The sequence below is a fragment of the Chitinophaga sp. 180180018-3 genome (assembly GCF_037893185.1).
Classification (GTDB): domain Bacteria; phylum Bacteroidota; class Bacteroidia; order Chitinophagales; family Chitinophagaceae; genus Chitinophaga.
In genome coordinates this window covers 6,338,794-6,361,082 of sequence record NZ_CP140772.1, presented here as the reverse complement: position 1 = coordinate 6,361,082, position 22,289 = coordinate 6,338,794, and the positions used below count along the sequence as shown (strand labels likewise).

Below are 22,289 nucleotides of genomic sequence, written 5' to 3'. Positions count from 1 at the left end.
TCAGCTTTCTCCGGGAGTGTTTTATTGAAGAAGAAACTTAAAAATAAGTGCTGCTCCTGCTGCGCCGGCCAGCGGACCAGCTATAGGGATCCAGGCGTAACTCCAGTCGCTGTCGCGTTTGCCGGGGATGGGAAGCAGTGCATGCATCAGTCTTGGCCCGAAATCTCTGGCAGGATTGATGGCATAACCGGTGGGCCCGCCAAGCGACATGCCAATGGCCAATACGAGCAGTGCTACCGGTAATGCATCGAGCGAGCCGATACCCGCAGTTGGTGCACTCAGGTAAAGGATCGCGAGTATGAATACCAGCGTAGCAATAAATTCCGTGAGGAAGTTGTATTTGCTGTTGCGAATGGCAGGAATGGTGCAAAAGACGCCCAGTTTAGTGTTAGCATCTTCGGTGGCATCGAAATGTTGTTTGTAGCAAAGCCATACGAGGAATGCTCCCAGCATGGCGCCGGTTACCTGTGCTGCGATGTAACCAGCTACTTTTTCCCAGGGAAAATTTCCCAGGAGTGCCTGAGCGAAAGTAACGGCCGGGTTCAGGTGGGCTCCGCTGTACCGTGCGGAGGCATATACGCCAACAAACACGGCCATGGCCCATCCCACTGTGATAACGATCCAGCCGCCATTGGCGCCTTTTGATTTGTTGAGTATTACGCTGGCTACAACGCCATCACCCAATACGATAAGGAAAGCGGTGCCTATGATTTCGGCTAAATAAGGAGACATAAAAAGAGTATGTGTTAAACGTGGTAAAATTATTCTTCTGTCCATGCCTGGGCTGCTCTGATAGCGCGTTTCCATTCGCTGCAGAGGCGTTTGCTTTCGGCCGTTTCCATAGCTGTATTGAAAGTAGCGTCTATCTTCCATTGCCCGGCAATGGTTTCCAGGCTATCCCAGTAACCCACTGCGAGGCCGGCAAGGTAGGCCGCTCCGAGCGCGGTGGTTTCGGTAATCACCGGGCGTATCACGCGGATATTCAGTATATCTGCCTGGAATTGCATGAGCAGGTTATTAGCCGTCGCGCCGCCGTCTACCCGTAGTTCGGTGACCGGTGCGCCAGTATCTGCTTCCATGGCTTTCAACACATCCATGGTCTGAAAAGCAATACTGTCGAGCGCCGCCCTGGCAATATGTGCGGCAGTGGAGCCACGCGTAAGTCCTACCATCGTGCCCCGTGCATGCTGGTTCCAGTAGGGCGCGCCCAATCCTGCGAACGCAGGTACCAGGTATACGCCATCGCTGTGAGGAACAGTGGCAGCCAGCTTTTCCACATCGGCTGAATGACGGATGATACCCAGTCCGTCGCGTAACCACTGTACTACAGCACCTCCGATGAAGATGCTGCCTTCTAGGGCATAAGTAGTTTTACCGTTGATTTTCCAGGCTACGGTGGTGAGCAGGTTGTTTTTAGAGACGATCGGTTTGTCGCCGGTGTTCAGTACCATGAAGCATCCGGTGCCGTAAGTATTTTTGATCATTCCCTGGTGGATGCACATCTGGCCGAAAAGAGCCGCCTGCTGATCGCCGGCGATACCGGCAATAGGAATGCGATAGGGGGTAAGGTTTGCTTCTGAATATCCGTATACTTCGCTGGATTGTTTTACTGCCGGGAGCATAGACTCGGGTATATCGAAGAGTTGCAGCAATTCCCTGTCCCAGTGCATATCGTGGATATTGAATAACAGGGTGCGCGACGCATTGGTGACATCAGTAACATGCAGTTTATGGTTGGAGAAGTTCCACACGAGCCAGCTGTCGACCGTACCAAAGGCCAGTTCGCCGTTTTCAGCTTTTTTGCGTGCGTCTGGCACATTATCCAGTATCCATTTTATTTTGGTACCGGAGAAATAAGCATCGAGGCGTAGCCCGGTTTTATCTTTTACCAGTTGTTCTTTGCCTGCGCTGATCAGTTCATCGCAATAGGCAGCAGTGCGGCGATCCTGCCACACGATGGCATTGTGGATGGGTTTACCGGTTTTACGGTCCCATACGATAGTGGTTTCTCTTTGATTGGTGATGCCTATTGCGGCTATATCTTCGCCAGTGACCCTTGCTTTGAGCAATACTTCAGCAGCAACACTGGCCTGTGACGCCCAGATCTCCATCGGGTCGTGCTCCACCCATCCGGGTTGCGGAAATATCTGTTTGAATTCTTTCTGAGCAACTGCTTTGATGCTGCCGTTATGGTCGAAGACGATGGCTCGTGAACTTGTGGTTCCCTGATCCAGCGAAAGGATATATTTTCCCATCAGGTTTTCTTTTATGAACTACGTGGATAATATGGTTGAATTTAAATAAAATTATACAACAAAAGCAGCAAAAAAAATCCCCGATGCAATTACTGCACCGGGGATACACCATCTAAAAAATATTCTAAGGTTACATTTTCTTAGCGTCTTCCAGGAACTTAGCCAGACCGATATCAGTCAGCGGATGTTTGAGCAGCCCGAGGATAGAGTCTAACGGGCAGGTACATACGTCGGCGCCTACTTCTGCACATTTCACAATGTGGAGAGCGCTACGGATGGAAGCTGCGAGGATCTCAGTTTTAAAACCCTGCAGGCTGTATATCTGCGCGATTTGAGCGATCAGTTCCACGCCATCCCAGTTGGTATCGTCGATACGGCCGATGAATGGAGATACATAAGCAGCACCTGCTTTTGCAGCCAGAATAGCCTGACCTGCTGAAAATACCAGTGTGCAGTTTGTTCTGATACCGTTGTCAGTAAACCATTTGATTGCCCTTACACCATCTTTGATCATGGGTACTTTCACCACGATGTTCGGATGAATCGCTGCCAGTTTTTTACCTTCTTCAATGATCGACTGAAAGTCGGTGGAGAATACTTCAGCACTTACATCACCATCTACGATGTCGCAGATATCCTTATAATGTTTGATAATGGCAGCCTCTCCTTTAATACCTTCTTTGGCCATCAGGGAAGGATTGGTGGTTACACCATCCAGAACGCCAAGATCATGAGCTTCTTTGATTTGCGCCAGATTCGCTGTATCGATAAAGAATTTCATACTATGATAAAATTAGTTGTCAGGAAATGAACTCTTTGTGGAAATCGCTGTCATTAGTGAAGAGGTGAAGAATATAGCAACCAGGATACTATTGACAGGCAACTAATGACAATAAAAAAAGAAAAAAAAGGCAAGTTACTTATATCGCACCGCTACAACCACCTACCCTTGCTACATTCCTGTCCTGGGGGAGTTCAGTAGGAGCTGGTCGTATAAGACTTGCCGGTTGCAAAGGTAATATAATGAGTTGAATCTCCAAATATTAGCATTGAAAAAGTTGAAAAAAAAATTTCAGCAGGTATAAATCAGATTTCTCTTAATGTTAATAATGTGATGTATGTGTATTATCGGAAATTATATATATATTTGATATCAGGTTGTCCCCAACCCCCATTTGACCGTATATACAATAACACTTTAAACCAAGATTATGGAAACAACTACTTATGAGAGCAGCAGCGCTATGGGTGCTATGTTTGGTACTTTTATGCTATTCTGGCTCATTGTGTCAGTATTTATGATTATCTGTATGTGGAAAATTTATACCAAGGCTGGCCAGGAAGGATGGGCTGCTATTGTTCCTTTCTACAACATTTACATCCTTACCAAAATTGTGGGTAAACCCTGGTGGTGGCTGTTGCTGTGCTTTGTGCCAATTGCCAATATCGTTGTTGCCATTTGGATGACCAACCTGCTCAGTAAGAGTTTCGGTAAGAGTGAGGGATTTACGATCGGTCTCATCTTCCTTGGAATCGTGTTTTACCCGATCCTGGCATTCGACCGCACCATTACCTACCAGGGCCCTGCAGGCGATCCTAACCGTTTCATGAATATGAATATAAATGAAGAGCTGGGATCTATTGGCAAATAGAGAGAAAGAATTAAGCATATAGAATGAAGAAACAGAGCGAAGACCTCAGCAGATTTCAACAATTTTGTAGTTATCTGCTGAGGTCTTCGCTCTGTTTCTTCATTCTATATGCTTAATTCTCTCTGGTGGTATAATAGTTATAATCATTCAGCACTGTTTCCAGGAAATGCACATTCGACATTTCTGCTTCTATATGTAATACTTCTTTCACCCTGTTGGCTACCCGGAAAGCGAGTTCTTCGTCCCTGGCCTGCAGTGCCCGGTCCAGCAACTCTTTTACTTTGTTCATATCACGGTCGGAGAGCTTCATGATCTGAGGAAATTTAGGCTGGTAGTCAGTATCCGAAAGGTCTCTGAAAATGGTATCGCTGATGCTGCCCTTCCGTTTGGTGCTGATTACAATGGTACCCGCTACGATATCGCCCAGGCGCTGGTTGTACGGAGAACGTACAATGGAAACGATAGGAATAATGACCGGGATGAAGAGGGTGAACACACCCAGCGGTGTTTCTATCAACCTGAAAATCCACCTGATAAGGTGTTGGCTTATGCTTGTCTGATTGCCCATCATACCCACTACCTGCAGATTCATGACCCTTTTTCCGGGCGTCTGGCCTCTCATACTGATTTCGGTAACAGGAAAATAAAACATAACCGGCAGAAACAGGATAAGGAAGAGCACACCCGGGAAATTTGCCGTGGTGAAATTGAATGCCAGCAGTACGCCAATAAGATAAACTGCCCGTATACCAAAATCGATTAACCAGGCCAGCAGGCGCTGGCCCAAATCAGCGGATTCAAATTCAAGTTCTATATTAAAAGAAGTTGGTATTTTTATATTCGTCATATTCAAATTTACATATTTGTTTATATATTGTTCAACGATTTAGTATGTTTGACGGTATTCCCCATAAGTAACCCACTACTGTAGGTAAATATCCGTAATAAAAAAAGGGAAATAACTCAATATGAGAGAATCGCTGTTTATCAAGAAGAATTTATCCCGGTGGAAAGAATACCAGGAGAAGCCAACAGACGACCCCGATGAGATGGCAGAGAGATTCGTATCTATACTGGATGATCTGTCGTATGCCAAAACGTTTTACAGCTTCAGTAAAGTAACCCGCTATATCAATGGAATAGCCGCAGGTATCTATCGTAAGATCTATCAGAATAAAAAAGAGAACGTTGGCCGTTTCCAGATGTTCTTCCAATATGAGCTGCCACTACTTTTTCGCAAATATCACCGGCTGTTGTTATTTGTTTTCTGCTTTTTTGCGCTGTTCGTTATTGTAGGCGTATTCTCTGCCTCGCATGATGAAACATTTGCCAGAGGCTTCCTCGGAGATGAGTACATCAATATGACAGAGCGGAATATCGCCAACGGAAATCCTTTCAATGTATATAAGCAGGATAATCCCCTGATGATGTTCTTCATGATTGCCTCCAATAATATCTATGTTGCTTTTGTTTGCTATGTTGCAGGCATTTTGTTTGGAGTAGGTACTTTATATTTCCTGATCAAGAACGGTATCATGCTGGGCGTTTTTCAATACATTTTCTTTTCCCATGGCCTGGGCATGAAATCCATTCTCGTTATCTGGATACATGGTACGCTTGAGATATCCAGCATCATCATTGCCGGTACAGCAGGAATTATACTGGGACAAAGCCTTCTTTTTCCCGGCACCCGCAAAAGAGTAGATGCATTGCGCAAAGGTGCAAAAGATGGCATCAAGATTATGGTGACCCTTGTTCCTGTATTCATAGTAGCGGCTTTCCTGGAAAGCTTTGTGACCAGGCATACAGAAATGCCGGTAGCACTTAGTCTCCTGATCTTATTATCGTCGCTCGCATTTATCCTGGGATATTTTATTCTCTATCCTATTTTTCTGTATAAAAATGGCTTTCGTTTGAGTGCAGAAGGAAAAGTGATTATACCGACTTTTTTAAAGCAGTGATATGAAGAAATATTGTTGGATCGCAGTCTGTCTTTTAATATGCTGTTCCTCCTTACAGATAAGAGGGCAGGAGCAGGCTGCAATAGAAGAAAGAGTTGCTGCAGATAGCACTGCTATGGTAGAAAGTATTCGATCTCAGGAGGAAACGGACGACAACAACGTTCCTTATTATGAGCCAAGAAAAGTGCCTGATGAGGTAGTAAAGACGTTGAAGGAGGATAAAAAGCTGCATTATTTTGATCCTCAAAAAACAGAGCCGCCCCGTCTTAACTGGCTGGAGCAATTGCTGCTGGCGCTCAGTCAGGCTTCGAGAGCGGTATATGTAATAGTGCTGACTTTAATTGTGGCTGTGTTAGGCATCTTGTTATATTGGTTCCTGAAAAATAATGGACTTACCTTCCGGCGTCGGAACCAGATTGTGGCCGTAATGCCCGATATACAGCAGGAAGAGGAGCTCACCAGCGCACAGGAATATGAAGCGCATATCAGTAAAGCTATTTCCGCCGGCGATCTCCGGCAGGCGATCCGCTGGTGGTATCTGTACACACTGTTCCAGCTTGCCGGTCGCCAGTTAATCACTACCAGTAAAGAAAAAACAAATACAGACTACCTGCGAAGTTTGCGGGAAACTCCTTATTACAAGCAGTTTTCTATGCTTACGCTGGGTTATGAGTATGCCTGGTATGGCGGATTTGAAGTCAGCGAACCTGATTTCAATAAAATCAATCAGGAGTTTCGGAGTTTTAATAATGAAATAAATAAAGCCTGGTGAAGAAACAGTATATTATAATCATTGCTGTAGTGGCGTTTCTGCTTATTGTGCTCATGATCCTGGGAGGTAGTCAGGCGCTCAGCGAACGGGATCAGACAACCAACATGAGTGTATCTTCCTTCTCTAACCGCGATAAAAAAGCAGGAGGTACCTATGCTGCGTTTAAAATGCTGCCGCAATTATTTGCGAGCCATTCTGTACAGGTGGTTACCAAACCTTTCGAAGATACTTATAAAAAAGAGCCCACATTGCAGGAGAAAGATAACGTATACATCCTCGTAGCTGAAGAAATGTATACAACTGCAAAGGATCTCGAAGCAATGCTTTACTATGTGAGATCAGGCAACGATTTGTTCCTTGCTGTAAATAAGCCTGATCCCCTGCTGGAAAAGGAATTCGGATTTACAGTAGTGGAAAGCTCCAGGTTCCAGGGTTCGAAAGTTGGTTTCGTGGAACATTATCTCGACCCCGCAATACCGCATGATACCAGCTTTAATTACAATGGTATGGTGACAGGTAATTATATTTCCGGTATAGATTCTACATCAACCATGATACTGGGATACAACTATAAGAATAAACCCAACTTTATAAAGATTGCCTATGGCGGAGGATTTATCTACCTGTTGCTGAACCCTTATACCTTTTCCAATTATTTTCTGATGCACGAAAAGAATGTAGCTGCGTTGGAAACGCAGCTATCCTATCTGCATTATGACCCGGCCAATGTGTACTGGGATGATTACTACAACCGGATACACAATGCGCAGAGCCGCGGAAGCTTCAGCGATTTTCAGGCACTGATGCGTTATCCTGCCATGCGCTGGGCGGTGTGGTTATCGCTGATACTGGCGGCACTGTTCATGATATTTGAAAGTAAACGACGTCAACGTATTGTGCCCGACAGGCCGGCGATGACGAATAATTCGCTTGAATTTGTGGATGCGATCGGACAACTGTATTTTCAACAGCATAACAATCAGAACCTCACTCATAAGATGATCCTTCATTTTATGGAGTATATACGTACCCGTTATAACCTCGATACGAATGTATTAAATGATGAATTTATCGGGATGTTATCACGCAAGTCTGCCGTTCCTGAAAACGATATCAGGACACTGCTGCAAATGATGCAGCAGGTACAACAGGAAACATCTGTAAGTGATGAATACCTGAAAGAATTTTATAGCCGGATACAACAGTTTTATTTAAATACGAAATAAATGGATACCAGTACATTTCAATCCAGAACAGACTTCTCCTCATTGCACGAAGGAGTGGAGGCCATCAGGGCACAGATCGGGAAAGTTATCGTAGGACAGCATCAGATGGTAGATCTGTTGATAGCAGGATTACTGACACAGGGACATGTGTTGATCGAAGGGGTGCCCGGCGTAGCCAAAACCCTCACCGCAAAACTGATCGCACAGTGCGTAGATGCTGACTTTAGCCGTATCCAGTTTACTCCCGACCTGATGCCGGCGGATGTGCTGGGCACTTCTGTTTTTAATCCGCAAACAAGAGAGTTTGAATATAAGAAGGGACCTGTTTTCAGTAACCTGGTATTGATAGATGAAATAAACCGGGCACCTGCAAAAACGCAGTCTGCTTTGTTTGAAGTAATGGAAGAAAGGCAGATTACCAACGATGGTACTACGTTTCAAATGAACAGGCCTTTCATGGTGATCGCTACTCAGAACCCGATAGAGCAGGAGGGAACCTACCGCCTGCCTGAGGCTCAGCTGGATCGCTTCCTTTTCAAAGTCGAGGTGAAATATCCCAGCCTGGAGGAAGAGATCAATGTACTGCGCAGCATTCATCATTTCAACGGAGAAACAGACCTGACAAAGATGGTGAGTAAGGTGATCACTACTACACAAATCATCGAATTTCAGAATAGTGTACGGCAGGTGATTGTAGACGATAAGCTCTTCCGTTATATCGCATCTGTTATCAATGAAACGAGGATGAATCCGTCTTTATACCTGGGCGCTTCTCCGCGTGCATCCATTGCCGTTATGAATGCGTCGAAAGCAATAGCTGCTATGAGGAGCCGCGACTTTGTAACACCGGATGATGTAGTAGAAGTATTACCGCATGTATTAAGGCATCGCATCATGCTTACGCCGGAAAAGGAAATGGAAGGTATTAAAACAGATGATGTGATCGCACAGATTGTTAAGGCAATAGAAGTGCCGAGATAAGATGTAGTATTGATTTTAAAAGTAAGCACGTGTCTTCAACTATAAAGAATAATTTATACCAGATACTTTTCTTCACCAGAAGGTTATACTACCTGATCGGGGGAAATATTCTGCTGTTTATCGTTTCTTTTTTCATGCCAGCCCTGTACAATGTCGCCCTCATAGCCTTGCTGGCGGTAGTGGTGCTGCTGTTGCTGGATATGGTATTGCTGCTGTTTCGTCCGAGTGAAGTGGTTGAGCTTGAAAGGAAACTCAGTCCCCGGTTCAGCAATGGCGATAACAACGAAGTGGTGCTTACCTTGCAGAACAGGTATCCCTTTCCGGTAGATGTTTCCATTATCGATGAATTGCCGGTGCAGTTTCAGCAGCGCGATTTCAACCTGGCAGCAACTGTTCCGGCAGGACAAACATATAGCTTTCGTTATGAACTGCGCCCGGTAGAGAGAGGGATATACAACTTCGGCTATACGAATGTATTTATTCAAAGTGTTCTTGGGTTGGTTTGTCGCCGCTTTGTTTTTAATACAGAGCAGTCTGTTAGTGTATATCCGAGTTTTCAGCAGCTGCGGCATTACGAATTGTATGCAGCCATGAACAGGCTGAACGAACTGGGGGTACACAAGCGCCGGATAATCGGACACAGCATGGAGTTTGATCATATCAAGCCCTATACAAAAGGCGACGATGTGCGCCTGCTCAACTGGAAGGCTTCTGCCCGTACCGGTGATTTGATGGTGAATAGTTTTACGGAAGAAAGATCACAGCAGGTATATTCCGTGATTGATAAGGGACGTACCATGAGAATGCCTTTCAACGGTTTAGCGTTGCTGGATTATGCCATCAATGCATCGCTGGTATTCAGCAATGTTGCTGTGAATAAAGGCGACAAAGCCGGGCTGATCACATTCATGGAAAGTAAGACAGAAATATTGCCGGCAAGCAGTAAAAAGGTGCAGATAAACAAGATTATGGAATCGCTTTATGCACAGGAAACCCATTGGCAGGAAAGCGATTACGAGGCACTTACTGTACAATTGCGCGGCCGCTTATCCACCCGCTCGCTGTTGATGTTATATACAAATTTTGAGTCGATGTCGAGCCTGCAGCGGCAGCTGCCATTTATCCGCAGGCTGGCACGTTATCACCTGGTGCTGGTGGTTTTCTTTGAAAACTCTGAACTAAAGCAGGTGACAGAAAATACAGCTACTGATATCGAGGATATTTATAAGCAAACCATTGCGCAGAAATTTGCGTATGATAAGAAACTGATCGTTAAAGAGCTGGCAAAGTACGGCATCATGTCGCTGCTGACACCACCGGAACATCTTACCTTGAATGTGGTGAACAAGTATCTTGAACTTAAATCCAGAATGCTGATTTAGCTATTGCCGCCTGCGGCGTTTGTTATTATTATACAGATCCTGTCCGTTTTTCATGATGAGTGATTCATCTTCAGGGGCTTGTTTGACGGGGATTACGGAGCGTAGGTACATCTGGTTGTTGTATTTGTACCAGGCTTCTGCTATGACAGTTTTGGTAGTATCCTCTTTAGGCAGCAGCAGATCCTGGCCTATCAGTTTTCCATCGGAAGCAGCGAACCTGATAGTGGCGGTGTCGAGTGGAAATACTTTACCGCTGCTGAATTTTCCTTCTACATTGAGATAAAAGTGAATGTCCCGCTTTATGCTGTCTGCATAATGATTGAAGCGTATTCCGGTTAGCCTGGGCAGTTCCAGGTTTGTTTGCAGAGACACATTTTCTTCAGTTATAACGGTAATGGTTATACGATAATTATCCCGCACGAGCTGTGCTCTGTTGAAGCTCAGTATACCGTTTTGTACGGCGCCGTTATTGCTTTTGATATTGAGTTTATTCCAGCGGTAATTGCCACGTAAATACCCGGTAGTTTGCCGGTAGGAGCTGTCGTTGTAAGTAAGTTGCAGGCCGATAGGTACCTGGTTATACAGTTCTGGTACTGCGTTCGGATCGTAACTGGCCGTTACCCGCACTATCCCTGTCTGTTGGGCGTTTGCCGGTAAATAACAGTATAGTGCGGGCAGGAACAACAATAACTTCAGTATCCGGGAAATATTGATCATGGTCTGATATTAATAGCGGGCCAATTGCATCTGTTTGGCGGCATACTTGCCAAGGATATCGAATTCCAGGTTTACCATGTCGCCTGGTTTTACTTTCGATATATTGGTGTGTTCGTATGTGTATGGAATGATGGCTACAGAAAACTCGTTATCTGTAACATCGAAAACGGTCAGGCTGATACCGTTCAGGCATATACTGCCTTTTTCCACGATGAGTGCTGCAAATTCGTCCGGAAAGTGGAAGCGGAACAGCCAGCTGCCATCCTGTGGTGTTACAGACAGGCAAACACCTACACCGTCTACGTGGCCCTGCACCAGGTGTCCGTCGATCCGGCCATTGAAAAGCATGGCTCTTTCGAGGTTAATCAGCTGCCCCGGAGCGAGCCGGTCGAGATTGGATTTCTGCAATGTCTCAGCGACAGCAACGGTCTCATAGGTATTATCTTTCACATGGGTGATGGTAAGACAAACGCCGTTATGTGATACGCTCTGATCTATTTTTAATTCGGACGCCAGCGGTGTTTTAATGGTGAATACACGGTTGGCACCTTCTTCCCTGGTAGTAACTACTTCTCCCAGTGTTTCTATGATTCCTGTAAACATAAGCGAATTTAAGACTTTTTCTATACCCGGGGTTTCCAGGGAATTTCTTCCGCGCCGAGTTTGTGACCTGTCCAGCGGGCGAGCACAAAAAGATAATCACTCAGCCGGTTAATGTATTTCAGTATCAGCGGCTCAATAAACAGTTCATGTTCCTGCATCCCAACGCAGAGCCTTTCCGTACGTCTGCAAACACAACGTGCAATATGACAGGTAGACACGGCTACATGTCCGCCGGGCAGAATAAAAGATTTCATGGGTGGCAATTCTTCATTCATCTGGTCAATGCTTTTTTCCAGTAGTGTAATATCAGCATCATGGAGATCGGGTATCTTCAGTTTGGTTTCTTTTTCCGGATCGCAGGCCAGGGCAGCGCCGATTGTGAAGAGCCGGTCCTGTACTTCCCTGAGCAGGGCTTTGGTGCCTGGGTCTGCCATGTGATCATTCACCAGACCAATATAAGAATTGAGTTCATCTACCGTGCCATAGGCATCAATACGGATATCACTTTTAGGCACCTTGGTACCGCCAATGAGGGAGGTTTTACCTTTGTCGCCAGTTTTGGTATATATCTTTAATGACATAAATTGAGCATTAGGAATTATAAAGAGAAGATCCCGGCGAAGATAGCACTAATTGAGTGCCTCTCCGCCGGGATCTTCTCTTTATAATTCATGATGATTAATTCGTCATTCTTACCTCTGCCGTGACCATATCGGATTCAATGACACCGTCTCTCAGTCGTATGATGCGTTTGGCGTGTTCTGCAATATCTTCTTCATGGGTCACTAAAACAACGGTATTACCGGAAGCGTGAATATCTCCAAAAATTTCCATGATCTCCACAGAGGTTTTGGTATCAAGGTTTCCGGTGGGCTCATCTGCAAGGATCAGGGAAGGATTATTGACCAGGGCACGGGCGATGGCCACGCGCTGACATTGTCCGCCGGAAAGCTCATTGGGCTTATGGTCGAACCGGTCGCCCAGTTTCACTTTTTTCAACATGGTCATGGCCCTTTCCTCTCTTTCTTTCTTGCCTACACCTGCATAGATCAGCGGGATGGCAACATTCTGGAGGGCAGTCAGACGCGGCATCAGGTTGAACTGCTGAAAAACGAAGCCGATCTCCTTTCCGCGTACGGTGGCAAGGTCATTGTCTTCCATCTTGCTAACATCATGTCCGCTCAGTATGTATTTACCACTGGTAGGACTGTCCAGGCATCCCAGGATATTCATCAGGGTAGATTTCCCTGAGCCGGAGGGGCCCATGAGCGCCACATATTCATTCCGGAAGATATCGAGCGATACACCTTTGAGTACCGGCAATTCGTTCTTACCGAGGTAATAACTTTTCCTGATTGCTTCCAGATGGATGACGGACTTTTGCATGTGGGTTATTTCTTTATTATTTTGGGTACACTGAAGTATTCTTCAGTGGCTGAAGGAGCGTTCAGCAGGGCTTCTTCACGGGTAATAGCCGGTATCACCTTGTCTTCTCTGAAAACATTATAATCATCTGTAAGATGAAGTAATGGTGCTACATCCCTGGTGTCGAGCTCATTCAGTTTCTCCACAAAAGTGATCATTCGTTGCAGATCTCCGCGTATTTCCGCCTTTTCCTGGTCGTTGAATTCAAGTCTGGCCAGATCAGCCAGTTGTTGTACCAGTGCGTCATTCACTTCCATAGTCAAATTAAATCAAAAGATAATTAAATATAAAGGGTAATTATGATAGTGCTTCAAAATTAGGGATAAACGGCCAGAAAAAAGAGGAAACCTTTATGCTGCGGGATGACTGCAACGGGATAAGTTCCTGCTTCGGTGGCTTAAGCTTTCCCCTTAAAGCTTTGCGGTTTTTCATTAAATTGCGCCCTGTTATGGCAACAGAAAAAGAAATTGTGGTAAGTGGCATTCGCCCTACCGGTTATTTGCATTTAGGCAACTATTTTGGTGCGATCCGTAATTATATCCGGATGCAGGAAGACTTTAACTGCTACTTTTTTGTGGCAGACTGGCATTCGCTGACCACCCATCCCAATCCTAAAGATCTGAAGGGCAACGTAATGCGTGTGCTGGCAGAGAACATTGCTTCCGGGCTGGATCCTGAGAAGGTGACCCTGTATGTACAGAGTGATGTCCCCGAAATCGCAGAGCTATACCTCCTGATGAATATGCTGGCTTACGTTGGGGAGCTGGAAAAAGTACCCACTTTTAAAGATAAAGTGCGCCTGCAGCCCCAGAACGTGAATGCAGGATTGCTTACTTATCCTGTGCTGATGAGTGTGGATATCCTGATACAAAGGGCTATAAAAGTTCCGGTGGGTAAAGACCAGGGACAGCACCTGGAGATGGCCCGTAATTTTGCCCAGCGCTTCAATCACCGTTATGAAACTGATTTGTTCCCGGAGCCGGTGGCATTCAACTACGGAGATAACCTGCTGCGCATTCCCAGCCTGGATGGTAACGGCAAAATGAGCAAGAGTGAAAATGAGATGGCTACCATTTACCTGGCAGATGATGATGATAAGATCCGCACGAAGATCAAAAAGGCTAAAACCGATAGCGCCGCTGTTAGTCCGGGCACTCCGATGCCGGAATCAGTACGCAACCTGGTTGATCTGATGAAACTTGTGTCAGCTCCGGATGTGGTGCAATTTTATGAAGCAGCATGGGATAATCAGACGATCCGCTTTGGTGATATGAAAGGACAGCTGGGAGAAGATATGGTGAAGTTTATAGCGCCGATCCGCGAAAAAGCAAAAGAACTGCAGCAGGATACCAGTTACATGGAAAATGTAGTGAAGGCCGGTGCTGAAAAAGCAAGGGCAAATGCGGCACAAACTTTGCATCAGGCGAAAAAACTCATTGGTATAAATTATTATTGAAAAAGTCGCTGACAGTAGCTATTTTCAATACGAATCACCACATATCGCATGGCAAAACAGAATAAGATCAAGCATATTGCTATCGCCGGGAATATTGGCGCAGGAAAGACCACGTTAACAGAAATGCTTTGCAGACATTACAAATGGCATGCACAGTATGAAGATGTGGAGCATAATCCCTACCTGAACGATTTTTATGAGGATATGCCACGCTGGTCATTTAACCTGCAGATATATTTCCTGAACGGCCGGTTGAAGCAATTGCTGGAGATCCAGAATGGTAAGGAAACAGTGATACAGGATCGCACTATTTATGAAGATGCGCACATCTTTGCGCCTAACTTGTATGAAATGGGGCTGATGACGAAGCGGGATTTTGATAATTATTTCAATTTTTTCGAAACGCTGCAAAGTATGGTGAAGCCACCGGATCTGCTGATATACCTGCAGGCTTCGGTGCCTACACTGGTGGCACAGATCCAGAAAAGAGGAAGGGAATATGAAGAAAATATCCGGCTCGATTATCTGAAGCGACTGAATGAATATTATAATAACTGGATTGAGAAGTATAAAGAAGGACCGTTATTGATCATCGACATTGATAAGAACAAATTTCCGGAGAGTGATGAAGATCTCGGGGAGATAATATCAAAGATAGATTCACAGTTATACGGACTGTTTTAAAGATACTCCGTCCCTCGGAGGAAAGCCGGAACATGAGAGGTGTTCCGGCTTTTTTATGTTTAGATTTCATTAACAAACCTGTTTTTTTTGATACCTACATTTGTGTTGTAATAGTTTGTTAGCCTGATTTATTGTTAAACCCAATTCCCGTATGAAACGGTTGATGTTAACCCTTATGTTGTTATGGCTGATACCTGTGTTATTGGCCCAGCCTATATTGGCGCCTATTGGAAGGAATATTGGTGTAGGAAGTTACAGTCGTCATTTTCAGCATTTATTATCCGCGTGGTATACTCCGGCGGGTTTGTCGTGTTTATCTGCTGCTGCATTGGGTGTTTATGCTGAGCGCCGGTTTATGCTGCAGGAGATGCCGTTGTATGGTGTTGTTGGAACGGTGCCCGTACCCGGTGGAGCTTTCGGGGCGGGCATCTTTCGTTTTGGAAATACAGCCTGGCATCAGCAACAGGTTGGAGGCGCTTACGGCAGGCGGCTTGGCGCAAAGGCAGGAGTGGGGTTGAAGTTCAGTTATACTTCGGTTACTGTGCAGGGAGCAGGTAATTCCGGAAGCTTCAGTGTACAGGGAGGATTGCTATGGCATTTCAGTGAAAAGCTTCATATGGGAGTGAATTTTCTGAAGCCGCTACAGGAAGGCACTGTGTATAGTTTGGGCGTTGGATGGGAGGCCTCCGGGCAATGCCTGCTAACGGGAGAATTGATGCGTATGCCGGCATTCACACAGGTAAAGGCAGCCGCTTTCTACCGGTTGGGGCAGGCCCTCGCATTGGAGATGGGAGTGACTTCTGCTCCCGTGTACAATAATGCCGGAATTGTTTTTTACCTGCATTCATTGCGGATAGATGTTGCTGCTGCATTTCATCCCCAGTTGGGGCTTACTCCTTCAACCGTGCTGATATGGCAGTTACCAACTTCCGCAAAATAGCTGCAGGCGTGCTATTGCTATCCGGCATGAGTTTTCAGCTGAGTGCCCGGCAACAGACCGAGCAGGTTCCTGCTGCAATGGAGAACAGCCTGGAGCGCGAGGCCGCAGCAACAGACCGGGTATCAGAAGATGATGCGCAATGGCAGCAACTAAATGCCCTGGCTACACATCCAATACAGCTCAACAAGGCTGATGAAGCGGACTTACAGTCGATAGGTCTGTTGACGCCGTTGCAAATCAGCAGCTTTCTTCAATATCGCGCGTTGCTCGGAAACCTGGTGAGTATTTATGAATTGCAGGCAGTGCCGGGCTTTGAGCCGGAGGTAATCCGGCGCATCCTGCCTTATGTATATGTGGGCGACGACCTGGAGCCTCATTACACTTTGCGTGACTACATGCGTAAAGGAGAGCATACATTTTTACTGCGTGCCAGCCGGCAGCTGGAAAAATCCAGGGGATACCTGCGTACAGACAGTACCTTGCCGGCTTACCGGGGCAGTCCCGAAAAAATGTTTATCCGTTACCGTTATAGCTTTCCCCGGCACTGCAGCTGGGGTGTAACAATGGAGAAAGATCCCGGTGAAGCCCTGTTTAAAGGGGCACAGCGGCAGGGATTCGATTTTTACAGTGCTCACTTGTTTGTCAGGAATCGTCATCGGTTAAAAGCGCTGGCGTTGGGGGATTACAGCGTCAACCTCGGACAGGGGTTGCTGAACTGGCAGGGGCAGGCCTATGGCAAAGGGGCAGCCGTTATGCAGATAAAGAAAGAAGGAGATGTATTGAAGCCATATACTTCCCCTGGTGAGTTTTATTTTTTCAGAGGCGCGGCCGCCACGTTGCAGTATGGCCGCTGGGAGGCCACTGTATTTGTTTCCTATCGCCGGCTGGATGGCAGTACCGATACACTGATGGAAGAAATAACGACGGCCAGTCTGAACAGTAGCGGGTACCATCGTACATTGGCGGAAAGTGCCAAAAAAGGAGCGATCAGCGCTGTTAGTACAGGAGGCAATGTACAGTTTAATAACGGGAGATGGAGGATCGGCGCAAACATTATCAATCATCGCTTTACGCCCATATTGCAGAAGAAAACGGCCCCGTATAATCAGTTTGACTTTAACAGCGGAGAACTGACAGCAGCAAGTATCGATTATGCCGCCGGATGGAAAAATGTACACTTCTTCGGAGAGATGGCCATGAGTGCCAATGGAAAGCCCGCTATTTTGCAGGGACTGATGACAAGTGTAGCTCCGGCAGCAGATGTAGCTTTGTTGTATCGCTATTACGACCGGGCCTATCAGTCGATGTACGCTAAAGGATTTGGAGAAAGTTACCGTACTTCCAATGAACAGGGAATTTACAGCGCCATATCGCTGAAAGTCAGTACCCGCCTGAAGCTGGATGCATATGCAGATGTTTTTAGTTTTCCCTGGTTGAAGTATCGCGCCAATGCTCCCTCTGCCGGCAAGGATTTTCTCGTGCAGGCAACCTATATACCCGGTCGGCAGATGGCTATACTGTTGCGGTATAATCAACGGCAAGGGGCAGAGAATACTACGCTTCCCGGAAATCCAATCAGGGCTCCGGGCGATATTACGTCAACGCATATACGTTTACAATATACCGTCAAAAAAGGTCGTCAACTGGAAGCTAAAACACGTTTGGAATACAGCGCTTATCGGGATGAGGATGCCCGGCAATCGGGGTGGATGATCTATCAGGAAGCTGATTATCATTTCAGGCGCCTGCCTTTCAGTATTACCGGGCGACTCACCAGTTTCCGCACCAGCGACTATAGCAGCCGGATTTATGCTACCGAAAGTAGTGTACTGTATGAAAACGCAGTATCTCAGTTATACGGAAATGGGTGGCAATACTACCTGAATGTTAAATGGAAGGTAAACCGGCAGCTGGCCTGCTGGGCACGTTTTCATCAATCTGTCTATCCCGGGCAAACGAAAACCGGAAGTGGGAACGATCTTATTTACGGAAATAAAAAAACAGTTATTCAATTTCAAATACAATATCTCTTATCGCATAAATGAAATTTTTTTTCAAATTAATTTATTGATAATCAATTTATTATATAGTGCATTTTTATAACTGTTAAAAAAATGTTAAGTAGGTGAGTTGCTGAATTCTTTTTTTTTCTAACTTGGGGGTGTCAACCAAAATCTAAATCAGATTTTGTTTATGAGCGAATATCTACCTTAACTTTAAAACTTGTTATCGGCATATACCTATTACTGAATTCTACCTCAGTAATGTTTGTTTAAAACATGTGTTTTTGCTTTATAAGGGGGCTGTGTATAATTTATAAGAATTGATAACTGCTGTAATTCTTATGTTAATTGGAACCGATTTAAAATGGTATACAAAACTTGTTACCACTGTCACAAGAGGGCCAGTTTGTTATATGAAGTTAGCTCATAACCAATACAACCAGGATCTGAATTGTTTATGAAGAAATTTATCTCAGAAATCACATAATGCTTAGAGAGAGTACAACAATGTCAGCTGTTGTCGGGCATAATGCCTTGCACATAGCAGGTTTATTGCCGGAAAGTATGAATCTGCAATAAAAGTTGACTGACAATGTGGTAATGCTCTCTTTCAACGAGAAATCAGTAAAATCAGGCATATCGATAAATTTTTTTTCTTTTTCAACCAGAATTTGTAATACCAATGCCATTGTCGATGGTGGGGTATTCCGCAGCCGGATCATATTCCAGACTGGTTTGCGCAACAGATTGTATCAGATTGGAATAATCGGTCTTGTTAACCCGGGCAATGATTGTTCGTTGTCCGGGTACACCGGCTGAATTACAATGTATCAAAACTGGTCAATCCGGAGTTTATAAAAAAAGAGGGCTCATTTGAGCCCTCTTTTTCTATTTTTGTACGGCTAAATCATACAACATGGAAAATCAGCATGAAGAACAGAATCAGCTTAATATTGAGTTGAATGAAGAAATTGCAGAAGGTCAATACGCGAATCTCGCCATCATCACCCATTCAAATGCAGAATTTGTGGTCGACTTTGTAAATGTAATGCCCGGTCTGCCTAAAGCAAAAGTCAAATCCCGCATCATACTTACGCCTCAGCATGCAAAGCGCTTCATGAAGGCCATGCTTGATAATATCAAAAAATTTGAATCCGTACATGGTCCGATACAGGATCTGGAGCAGGTATCAGTACCGTTAAATTTTGGCGGACCAACCGCTCAGGCCTAACTAAACATCAGATGGAACATATTTTTTCTTATCATCATTTGAGGGAGTTCACCCGGGAGGTGTTTATCCGTATGGGTTGTAGTCTGGAGCACGCTGCATTGGCAAGTGAAGTATTGTTATCAGCAGATTTGCGAGGAATTGATTCACATGGAATAGCCCGTTTGTCGGGCTATGTTCGTTTATGGGAAGCTAAGCGCATCAATGCCAGGCCCGATATCCGGATTGTGCATGAAACCCCATCTACAGCTGTAATAGACGGGGATGCAGGCCTGGGGCTGGTAGTTGCACCTTATGCCATGGAAATAGCCATGCAGAAGGCTGCTGCTGTTGGTACCGGCTGGGTAAGCGTTAAAAACTCCAATCATTTCGGTATTGCCGGTTATCATGCCATGAAAGCACTGGAGCAGGACATGATAGGCATGGCCATGACCAATGCCAGTCCGCTGGTAGCTCCTACTTTTTCCACCGAACGTATGTTAGGCACTAACCCGATTGCAGTGGCGATTCCGGCGAAAGAGCAGCCGGCTTTTGTGGCCGATTTTGCCACTACCACCGCCGCAAACGGTAAGCTGGAGATCCTGCAGCGTAAGCATGAAGAGGCTCCGTATGGATGGATCCAGGATAAATCGGGGCACCCCAGTAATAATCCCCATGAGCTCAGGGAGGGAGGAGCATTGCTGCCTCTCGGGGGCGACCGGGAACACGGAAGTCATAAGGGGTATTGTTTGGGAGCAATTGTTGATATATTTTCGGCCGTTCTTTCAGGAGCCAATTATGGGCCATGGGCACCTCCTTTTGTGAGTTTCCTGCCACTGGCACCGGATCCGGTAGGAGAAGGACTGGGACATTTCCTCGGTGCAATGCGGGTAGATGCCTTCAGGCCGGCAGATGAATTCAAATCCAATATGGATACCTGGATCAATCGTTTCCGGGCCGCAGAACCGGTCAGTGGTAAGAAGGTACTGATACCAGGAGATCCGGAGCGGGAAATGCATCAGGAGCGGCTGGCAAACGGCATTCCGGTTATTGAGCCTGTAGTGAAAGATATGCGGGAAGTAGCTGCGAAATTTAATTTGAATTTTTAAATCACCATCATTCATAAAATCACCGGAAATAAAGCCTGCGCTGGATTTCAGGTAGCAAAAAGCAAAAATATACATTCAGATGAAAGTGTTAAAATTTGGTGGCACCTCCGTGGGAAAACCAGAGCGTATGCACTCGGTAGCGCAACTGATCACTGCAGATAAAGATCAGAAAATTGTGGTGTTGTCTGCCCTGTCAGGCACCACAAACGCCCTTGTGGAAATCAGCCAGTCATTGTCAGAAGGCAAGAAAGATCAGGCCAAACAGCAAATAGATAAGCTGGAAAGCCATTACAGAACCTTTTGCGATGAATTAGTGAAGAAGGAAGCCGGTCGCGCAAATGCCAAGGCGATCGTTGATGAACACTTTGAATTTCTGAATATCATCCTGAAGATCTCTTTCAATGAAGCATTGAACAAAGATATTCTTGCTCAGGGAGAATTACTGTCGACCCGGCTTTTCTGCGTGTACCTTGAAGAAGCTGGCATTCCCGCAGTAATTTTACCGGCGCTGGATTTCATGAGTATCGATGAATATGAGGAGCCGGAAATTCCGAAAATCAAGTTGAAACTGACTAACCTGATCAATCAACATAAAGATCAGACTATCTTCATTACCCAGGGTTATATCTGCCGTAATGCTAAAGGAGAGGTAGATAACCTGAAAAGAGGAGGAAGCGACTATTCTGCTTCCCTGATTGGTGCGGCTATCCAGGCGGCGGAAGTGCAGATATGGACCGACATCGATGGTATGCATAACAACGATCCTCGTGTCGTAAAGAAAACATTCCCGATCGATCAGCTTTCATTTGATGAAGCTGCGGAGCTGGCCTATTTTGGCGCAAAGATCCTCCACCCGGCCTCCATCTGGCCTGCTCAGCATTTTAATATCCCGGTTAAGTTGCTCAATACCATGCAGCCGGAGGCTAAAGGAACTATCATCACGGAACTCCCCAATGGCAACGGGGCGAAAGCAATTGCGGCCAAAGATGGCATCATCGCCATCAAGATCAAGTCGAGCCGTATGCTGCTGGCCTATGGCTTCCTGCGTAAGATCTTTGAGATATTCGAAAAGTACCGTACACCGATCGATATGATCACCACCTCAGAAGTGGCAGTGTCTATTACCATCGATAATCCGCAGTACCTGGATCAGATCCTGAAAGAATTACAGCCTTTTGGTACTGTGGAACTGGATTATCATCAAACAATTGTTTCTATTGTTGGTAACGAGGTGGCAGCCACGCCGTCAATTATTACCAAACTATTTGATGCTATGGAAGAAATTCCGCTGCGTATGATTTCATATGGTGGCAGCAGACACAATATCTCTATCCTGATTAATGGTCAGTATAAAGAGAAAACGCTGCAGGTGCTTAACAAAGGCTTGTTCGGACTGGAATAGCGGCCGATATAATATTCATCAGGGCGTCTCCGCAACGGAGGCGCCTTTTTTATTTCCGCAGTCGCGGGTCAAAGGTAAACGGCTGGGTATTGGTAATTGTAATGTTGGCTGCTTCCGGGTGTTGCGGGTTGATCAGATAGTTATGTTCGTCGGCAATAATCACCGAAGGTATCCTCAATACCGCATACCGGCTGGCATCTATCCATTCATCTCCGATATGCTGTAACTCCGGGGATGGTGCCAGCGACTGCCAGCCCGAAGGCAGATCGTGTTTGGTCAGTACTTTAATAGCTATATCGTCCGGAATATGGATGGTGGCAATGCAGAAATCCTGTATGATATTTTTCAAAGGAATATGTACCAGCACTTCCAGGGCGGATAATGCCCTGCTGCCTGCGGTGTACACAATTGCATGCCCCGGACTGTTCCAGCGGCCACCATAGAGCCGCGCGCCGGTGCCACTAAGATCATTAATGTAGTTGCATTTACTTATTCTGTATACTTCCATGCTTAA

At 45.7% G+C, this 22,289-nt stretch carries 24 protein-coding genes and 1 other RNA gene; 13 read left to right on the top strand and 12 right to left on the bottom strand.

The genetic code is table 11. From position 1 onward, the window contains the following. Nucleotides 1-21: 21 nt before the first annotated feature. The 4 genes from UNH61_RS24895 to ffs all read right to left on the bottom strand — a co-directional run bounded on the left by UNH61_RS24895 (nucleotide 22) and on the right by ffs (nucleotide 3,261). On the bottom strand, nucleotides 22-777 hold the full coding sequence (locus tag UNH61_RS24895; RefSeq protein ID WP_326994724.1) for an MIP/aquaporin family protein: 756 nt from the start codon (nucleotides 775-777) through the stop codon (nucleotides 22-24). Continuing rightward, a complete protein-coding gene (gene glpK / locus UNH61_RS24890; RefSeq protein ID WP_326994723.1) occupies nucleotides 762-2,255 on the bottom strand; it encodes a glycerol kinase GlpK in 1,494 nt (497 codons plus the stop codon). The genes UNH61_RS24895 and glpK overlap by 16 nt, the downstream gene beginning before the upstream one ends. Before the next feature lie 130 nt (nucleotides 2,256-2,385). Next, a complete protein-coding gene (gene fsa / locus UNH61_RS24885; RefSeq protein WP_326994722.1) occupies nucleotides 2,386-3,036 on the bottom strand; it encodes a fructose-6-phosphate aldolase in 651 nt (216 codons plus the stop codon). Nucleotides 3,037-3,161: 125 nt separating this feature from the next. Further along, an RNA gene (gene ffs, locus UNH61_RS24880) (signal recognition particle sRNA small type) lies at nucleotides 3,162-3,261 on the bottom strand. 205 nt (nucleotides 3,262-3,466) lie between these two features. Here ffs and UNH61_RS24875 point away from each other — a divergent pair. Beyond that, the gene (locus tag UNH61_RS24875; protein WP_326994721.1) at nucleotides 3,467-3,907 is read left to right on the top strand and encodes a DUF5684 domain-containing protein; all 441 of its coding nucleotides are present in this window, start codon (nucleotides 3,467-3,469) and stop codon (nucleotides 3,905-3,907) included. A gap of 112 nt (nucleotides 3,908-4,019) precedes the next feature. Here UNH61_RS24875 and UNH61_RS24870 read toward each other — a convergent pair whose 3' ends face one another. Next, nucleotides 4,020-4,754, bottom strand: coding sequence for an RDD family protein (locus tag UNH61_RS24870; RefSeq protein ID WP_326994720.1), 735 nt, complete (start codon nucleotides 4,752-4,754; stop codon nucleotides 4,020-4,022). Nucleotides 4,755-4,875: 121 nt separating this feature from the next. Here UNH61_RS24870 and UNH61_RS24865 point away from each other — a divergent pair, with 121 nt between their 5' ends. Genes UNH61_RS24865 through UNH61_RS24845 form a run of 5 tightly spaced genes read left to right on the top strand, consistent with a single transcriptional unit; the run spans nucleotide 4,876 to nucleotide 10,229 of the window. Next, nucleotides 4,876-5,868 carry a stage II sporulation protein M gene (locus tag UNH61_RS24865; RefSeq protein WP_326994719.1) on the top strand — a complete coding sequence of 331 codons (993 nt, stop codon included), beginning with the start codon at nucleotides 4,876-4,878 and terminating at the stop codon, nucleotides 5,866-5,868. A gap of 1 nt (nucleotide 5,869) precedes the next feature. Next, nucleotides 5,870-6,640, top strand: a complete 771-nt coding sequence (locus tag UNH61_RS24860; protein WP_326994718.1) for a hypothetical protein — start codon at nucleotides 5,870-5,872, stop codon at nucleotides 6,638-6,640. After that, nucleotides 6,637-7,866, top strand: a complete 1,230-nt coding sequence (locus UNH61_RS24855) for a DUF4350 domain-containing protein (protein ID WP_326994717.1) — start codon at nucleotides 6,637-6,639, stop codon at nucleotides 7,864-7,866. Before UNH61_RS24860 ends, UNH61_RS24855 begins: the two co-directional genes overlap by 4 nt. After that, nucleotides 7,867-8,847, top strand: coding sequence for a MoxR family ATPase (locus UNH61_RS24850; RefSeq protein ID WP_326994716.1), 981 nt, complete (start codon nucleotides 7,867-7,869; stop codon nucleotides 8,845-8,847). It begins immediately after the preceding gene. Between the two features lie 29 nt (nucleotides 8,848-8,876). Further along, the gene (locus UNH61_RS24845) at nucleotides 8,877-10,229 is read left to right on the top strand and encodes a DUF58 domain-containing protein (RefSeq protein WP_326994715.1); all 1,353 of its coding nucleotides are present in this window, start codon (nucleotides 8,877-8,879) and stop codon (nucleotides 10,227-10,229) included. Here the strand turns inward: UNH61_RS24845 and UNH61_RS24840 are convergent, their stop codons facing one another. The 5 genes from UNH61_RS24840 to gatC form a co-directional block, all read right to left on the bottom strand. Beyond that, on the bottom strand, nucleotides 10,230-10,946 hold the full coding sequence (locus tag UNH61_RS24840) for a hypothetical protein (RefSeq protein ID WP_326994714.1): 717 nt from the start codon (nucleotides 10,944-10,946) through the stop codon (nucleotides 10,230-10,232). Between the two features lie 9 nt (nucleotides 10,947-10,955). Continuing rightward, complete coding sequence (locus UNH61_RS24835) at nucleotides 10,956-11,549, bottom strand: riboflavin synthase (protein WP_326994713.1); 594 nt, start codon at nucleotides 11,547-11,549, stop codon at nucleotides 10,956-10,958. A 20-nt stretch (nucleotides 11,550-11,569) separates the two neighbouring features. Beyond that, entirely contained in the window at nucleotides 11,570-12,130 is a 561-nt protein-coding gene (locus tag UNH61_RS24830; RefSeq protein WP_326994712.1) for a cob(I)yrinic acid a,c-diamide adenosyltransferase, read from the bottom strand. A 97-nt stretch (nucleotides 12,131-12,227) separates the two neighbouring features. Further along, the gene (locus UNH61_RS24825) at nucleotides 12,228-12,935 is read right to left on the bottom strand and encodes an ABC transporter ATP-binding protein (RefSeq protein ID WP_326994711.1); all 708 of its coding nucleotides are present in this window, start codon (nucleotides 12,933-12,935) and stop codon (nucleotides 12,228-12,230) included. A gap of 5 nt (nucleotides 12,936-12,940) precedes the next feature. After that, nucleotides 12,941-13,231, bottom strand: coding sequence for an Asp-tRNA(Asn)/Glu-tRNA(Gln) amidotransferase subunit GatC (gene gatC / locus UNH61_RS24820; protein WP_326994710.1), 291 nt, complete (start codon nucleotides 13,229-13,231; stop codon nucleotides 12,941-12,943). A 191-nt stretch (nucleotides 13,232-13,422) separates the two neighbouring features. Between gatC and trpS the strand changes: the two genes are divergently transcribed. From trpS to UNH61_RS24800, 4 genes are all read left to right on the top strand, one after another. Then, entirely contained in the window at nucleotides 13,423-14,430 is a 1,008-nt protein-coding gene (gene trpS / locus UNH61_RS24815) for a tryptophan--tRNA ligase (RefSeq protein ID WP_326994709.1), read from the top strand. 48 nt (nucleotides 14,431-14,478) lie between these two features. Beyond that, complete coding sequence (locus UNH61_RS24810) at nucleotides 14,479-15,114, top strand: deoxynucleoside kinase (protein ID WP_326994708.1); 636 nt, start codon at nucleotides 14,479-14,481, stop codon at nucleotides 15,112-15,114. A gap of 151 nt (nucleotides 15,115-15,265) precedes the next feature. Further along, complete coding sequence (locus tag UNH61_RS24805; RefSeq protein ID WP_326994707.1) at nucleotides 15,266-16,054, top strand: hypothetical protein; 789 nt, start codon at nucleotides 15,266-15,268, stop codon at nucleotides 16,052-16,054. Further along, nucleotides 16,027-18,099, top strand: coding sequence for a helix-hairpin-helix domain-containing protein (locus UNH61_RS24800; RefSeq protein ID WP_326994706.1), 2,073 nt, complete (start codon nucleotides 16,027-16,029; stop codon nucleotides 18,097-18,099). Before UNH61_RS24805 ends, UNH61_RS24800 begins: the two co-directional genes overlap by 28 nt. A 618-nt stretch (nucleotides 18,100-18,717) precedes the next feature. Here UNH61_RS24800 and UNH61_RS24795 read toward each other — a convergent pair. Then, nucleotides 18,718-18,891, bottom strand: coding sequence for a hypothetical protein (locus tag UNH61_RS24795; protein WP_326994705.1), 174 nt, complete (start codon nucleotides 18,889-18,891; stop codon nucleotides 18,718-18,720). A gap of 82 nt (nucleotides 18,892-18,973) precedes the next feature. Between UNH61_RS24795 and UNH61_RS24790 the strand changes: the two genes are divergently transcribed. The 3 genes from UNH61_RS24790 (at nucleotide 18,974) to UNH61_RS24780 (ending at nucleotide 21,775) form a co-directional block, all read left to right on the top strand. After that, a complete protein-coding gene (locus UNH61_RS24790; protein ID WP_326994704.1) occupies nucleotides 18,974-19,288 on the top strand; it encodes a DUF3467 domain-containing protein in 315 nt (104 codons plus the stop codon). A gap of 11 nt (nucleotides 19,289-19,299) precedes the next feature. After that, the gene (locus tag UNH61_RS24785) at nucleotides 19,300-20,373 is read left to right on the top strand and encodes an Ldh family oxidoreductase (protein ID WP_326994703.1); all 1,074 of its coding nucleotides are present in this window, start codon (nucleotides 19,300-19,302) and stop codon (nucleotides 20,371-20,373) included. A gap of 79 nt (nucleotides 20,374-20,452) precedes the next feature. Beyond that, complete coding sequence (locus tag UNH61_RS24780; RefSeq protein ID WP_326994702.1) at nucleotides 20,453-21,775, top strand: aspartate kinase; 1,323 nt, start codon at nucleotides 20,453-20,455, stop codon at nucleotides 21,773-21,775. A 49-nt stretch (nucleotides 21,776-21,824) separates the two neighbouring features. Here the strand turns inward: UNH61_RS24780 and UNH61_RS24775 are convergent, their stop codons facing one another. After that, nucleotides 21,825-22,283: an RES family NAD+ phosphorylase gene (locus UNH61_RS24775; protein WP_326994701.1), complete on the bottom strand. Its 459-nt coding sequence runs from the start codon at nucleotides 22,281-22,283 to the stop codon at nucleotides 21,825-21,827. Between the last annotated feature and the right edge of the window lie 6 nt (nucleotides 22,284-22,289).

Coding starts and splice junctions, on each gene's coding strand:
- UNH61_RS24895 (WP_326994724.1), bottom strand. CDS start 777: ATGGACAGAAGAATAATTTTACCACGTTTAACACATACTCTTTTTATG.
- glpK (WP_326994723.1), bottom strand. CDS start 2,255: ATGGGAAAATATATCCTTTCGCTGGATCAGGGAACCACAAGTTCACGA.
- fsa (WP_326994722.1), bottom strand. CDS start 3,036: ATGAAATTCTTTATCGATACAGCGAATCTGGCGCAAATCAAAGAAGCT.
- UNH61_RS24875 (WP_326994721.1), top strand. CDS start 3,467: ATGGAAACAACTACTTATGAGAGCAGCAGCGCTATGGGTGCTATGTTT.
- UNH61_RS24870 (WP_326994720.1), bottom strand. CDS start 4,754: ATGACGAATATAAAAATACCAACTTCTTTTAATATAGAACTTGAATTT.
- UNH61_RS24865 (WP_326994719.1), top strand. CDS start 4,876: ATGAGAGAATCGCTGTTTATCAAGAAGAATTTATCCCGGTGGAAAGAA.
- UNH61_RS24860 (WP_326994718.1), top strand. CDS start 5,870: ATGAAGAAATATTGTTGGATCGCAGTCTGTCTTTTAATATGCTGTTCC.
- UNH61_RS24850 (WP_326994716.1), top strand. CDS start 7,867: ATGGATACCAGTACATTTCAATCCAGAACAGACTTCTCCTCATTGCAC.
- UNH61_RS24840 (WP_326994714.1), bottom strand. CDS start 10,946: ATGATCAATATTTCCCGGATACTGAAGTTATTGTTGTTCCTGCCCGCA.
- UNH61_RS24835 (WP_326994713.1), bottom strand. CDS start 11,549: ATGTTTACAGGAATCATAGAAACACTGGGAGAAGTAGTTACTACCAGG.
- UNH61_RS24830 (WP_326994712.1), bottom strand. CDS start 12,130: ATGTCATTAAAGATATATACCAAAACTGGCGACAAAGGTAAAACCTCC.
- UNH61_RS24825 (WP_326994711.1), bottom strand. CDS start 12,935: ATGCAAAAGTCCGTCATCCATCTGGAAGCAATCAGGAAAAGTTATTAC.
- gatC (WP_326994710.1), bottom strand. CDS start 13,231: ATGGAAGTGAATGACGCACTGGTACAACAACTGGCTGATCTGGCCAGA.
- trpS (WP_326994709.1), top strand. CDS start 13,423: ATGGCAACAGAAAAAGAAATTGTGGTAAGTGGCATTCGCCCTACCGGT.
- UNH61_RS24810 (WP_326994708.1), top strand. CDS start 14,479: ATGGCAAAACAGAATAAGATCAAGCATATTGCTATCGCCGGGAATATT.
- UNH61_RS24805 (WP_326994707.1), top strand. CDS start 15,266: ATGAAACGGTTGATGTTAACCCTTATGTTGTTATGGCTGATACCTGTG.
- UNH61_RS24800 (WP_326994706.1), top strand. CDS start 16,027: ATGGCAGTTACCAACTTCCGCAAAATAGCTGCAGGCGTGCTATTGCTA.
- UNH61_RS24790 (WP_326994704.1), top strand. CDS start 18,974: ATGGAAAATCAGCATGAAGAACAGAATCAGCTTAATATTGAGTTGAAT.
- UNH61_RS24785 (WP_326994703.1), top strand. CDS start 19,300: ATGGAACATATTTTTTCTTATCATCATTTGAGGGAGTTCACCCGGGAG.
- UNH61_RS24780 (WP_326994702.1), top strand. CDS start 20,453: ATGAAAGTGTTAAAATTTGGTGGCACCTCCGTGGGAAAACCAGAGCGT.
- UNH61_RS24775 (WP_326994701.1), bottom strand. CDS start 22,283: ATGGAAGTATACAGAATAAGTAAATGCAACTACATTAATGATCTTAGT.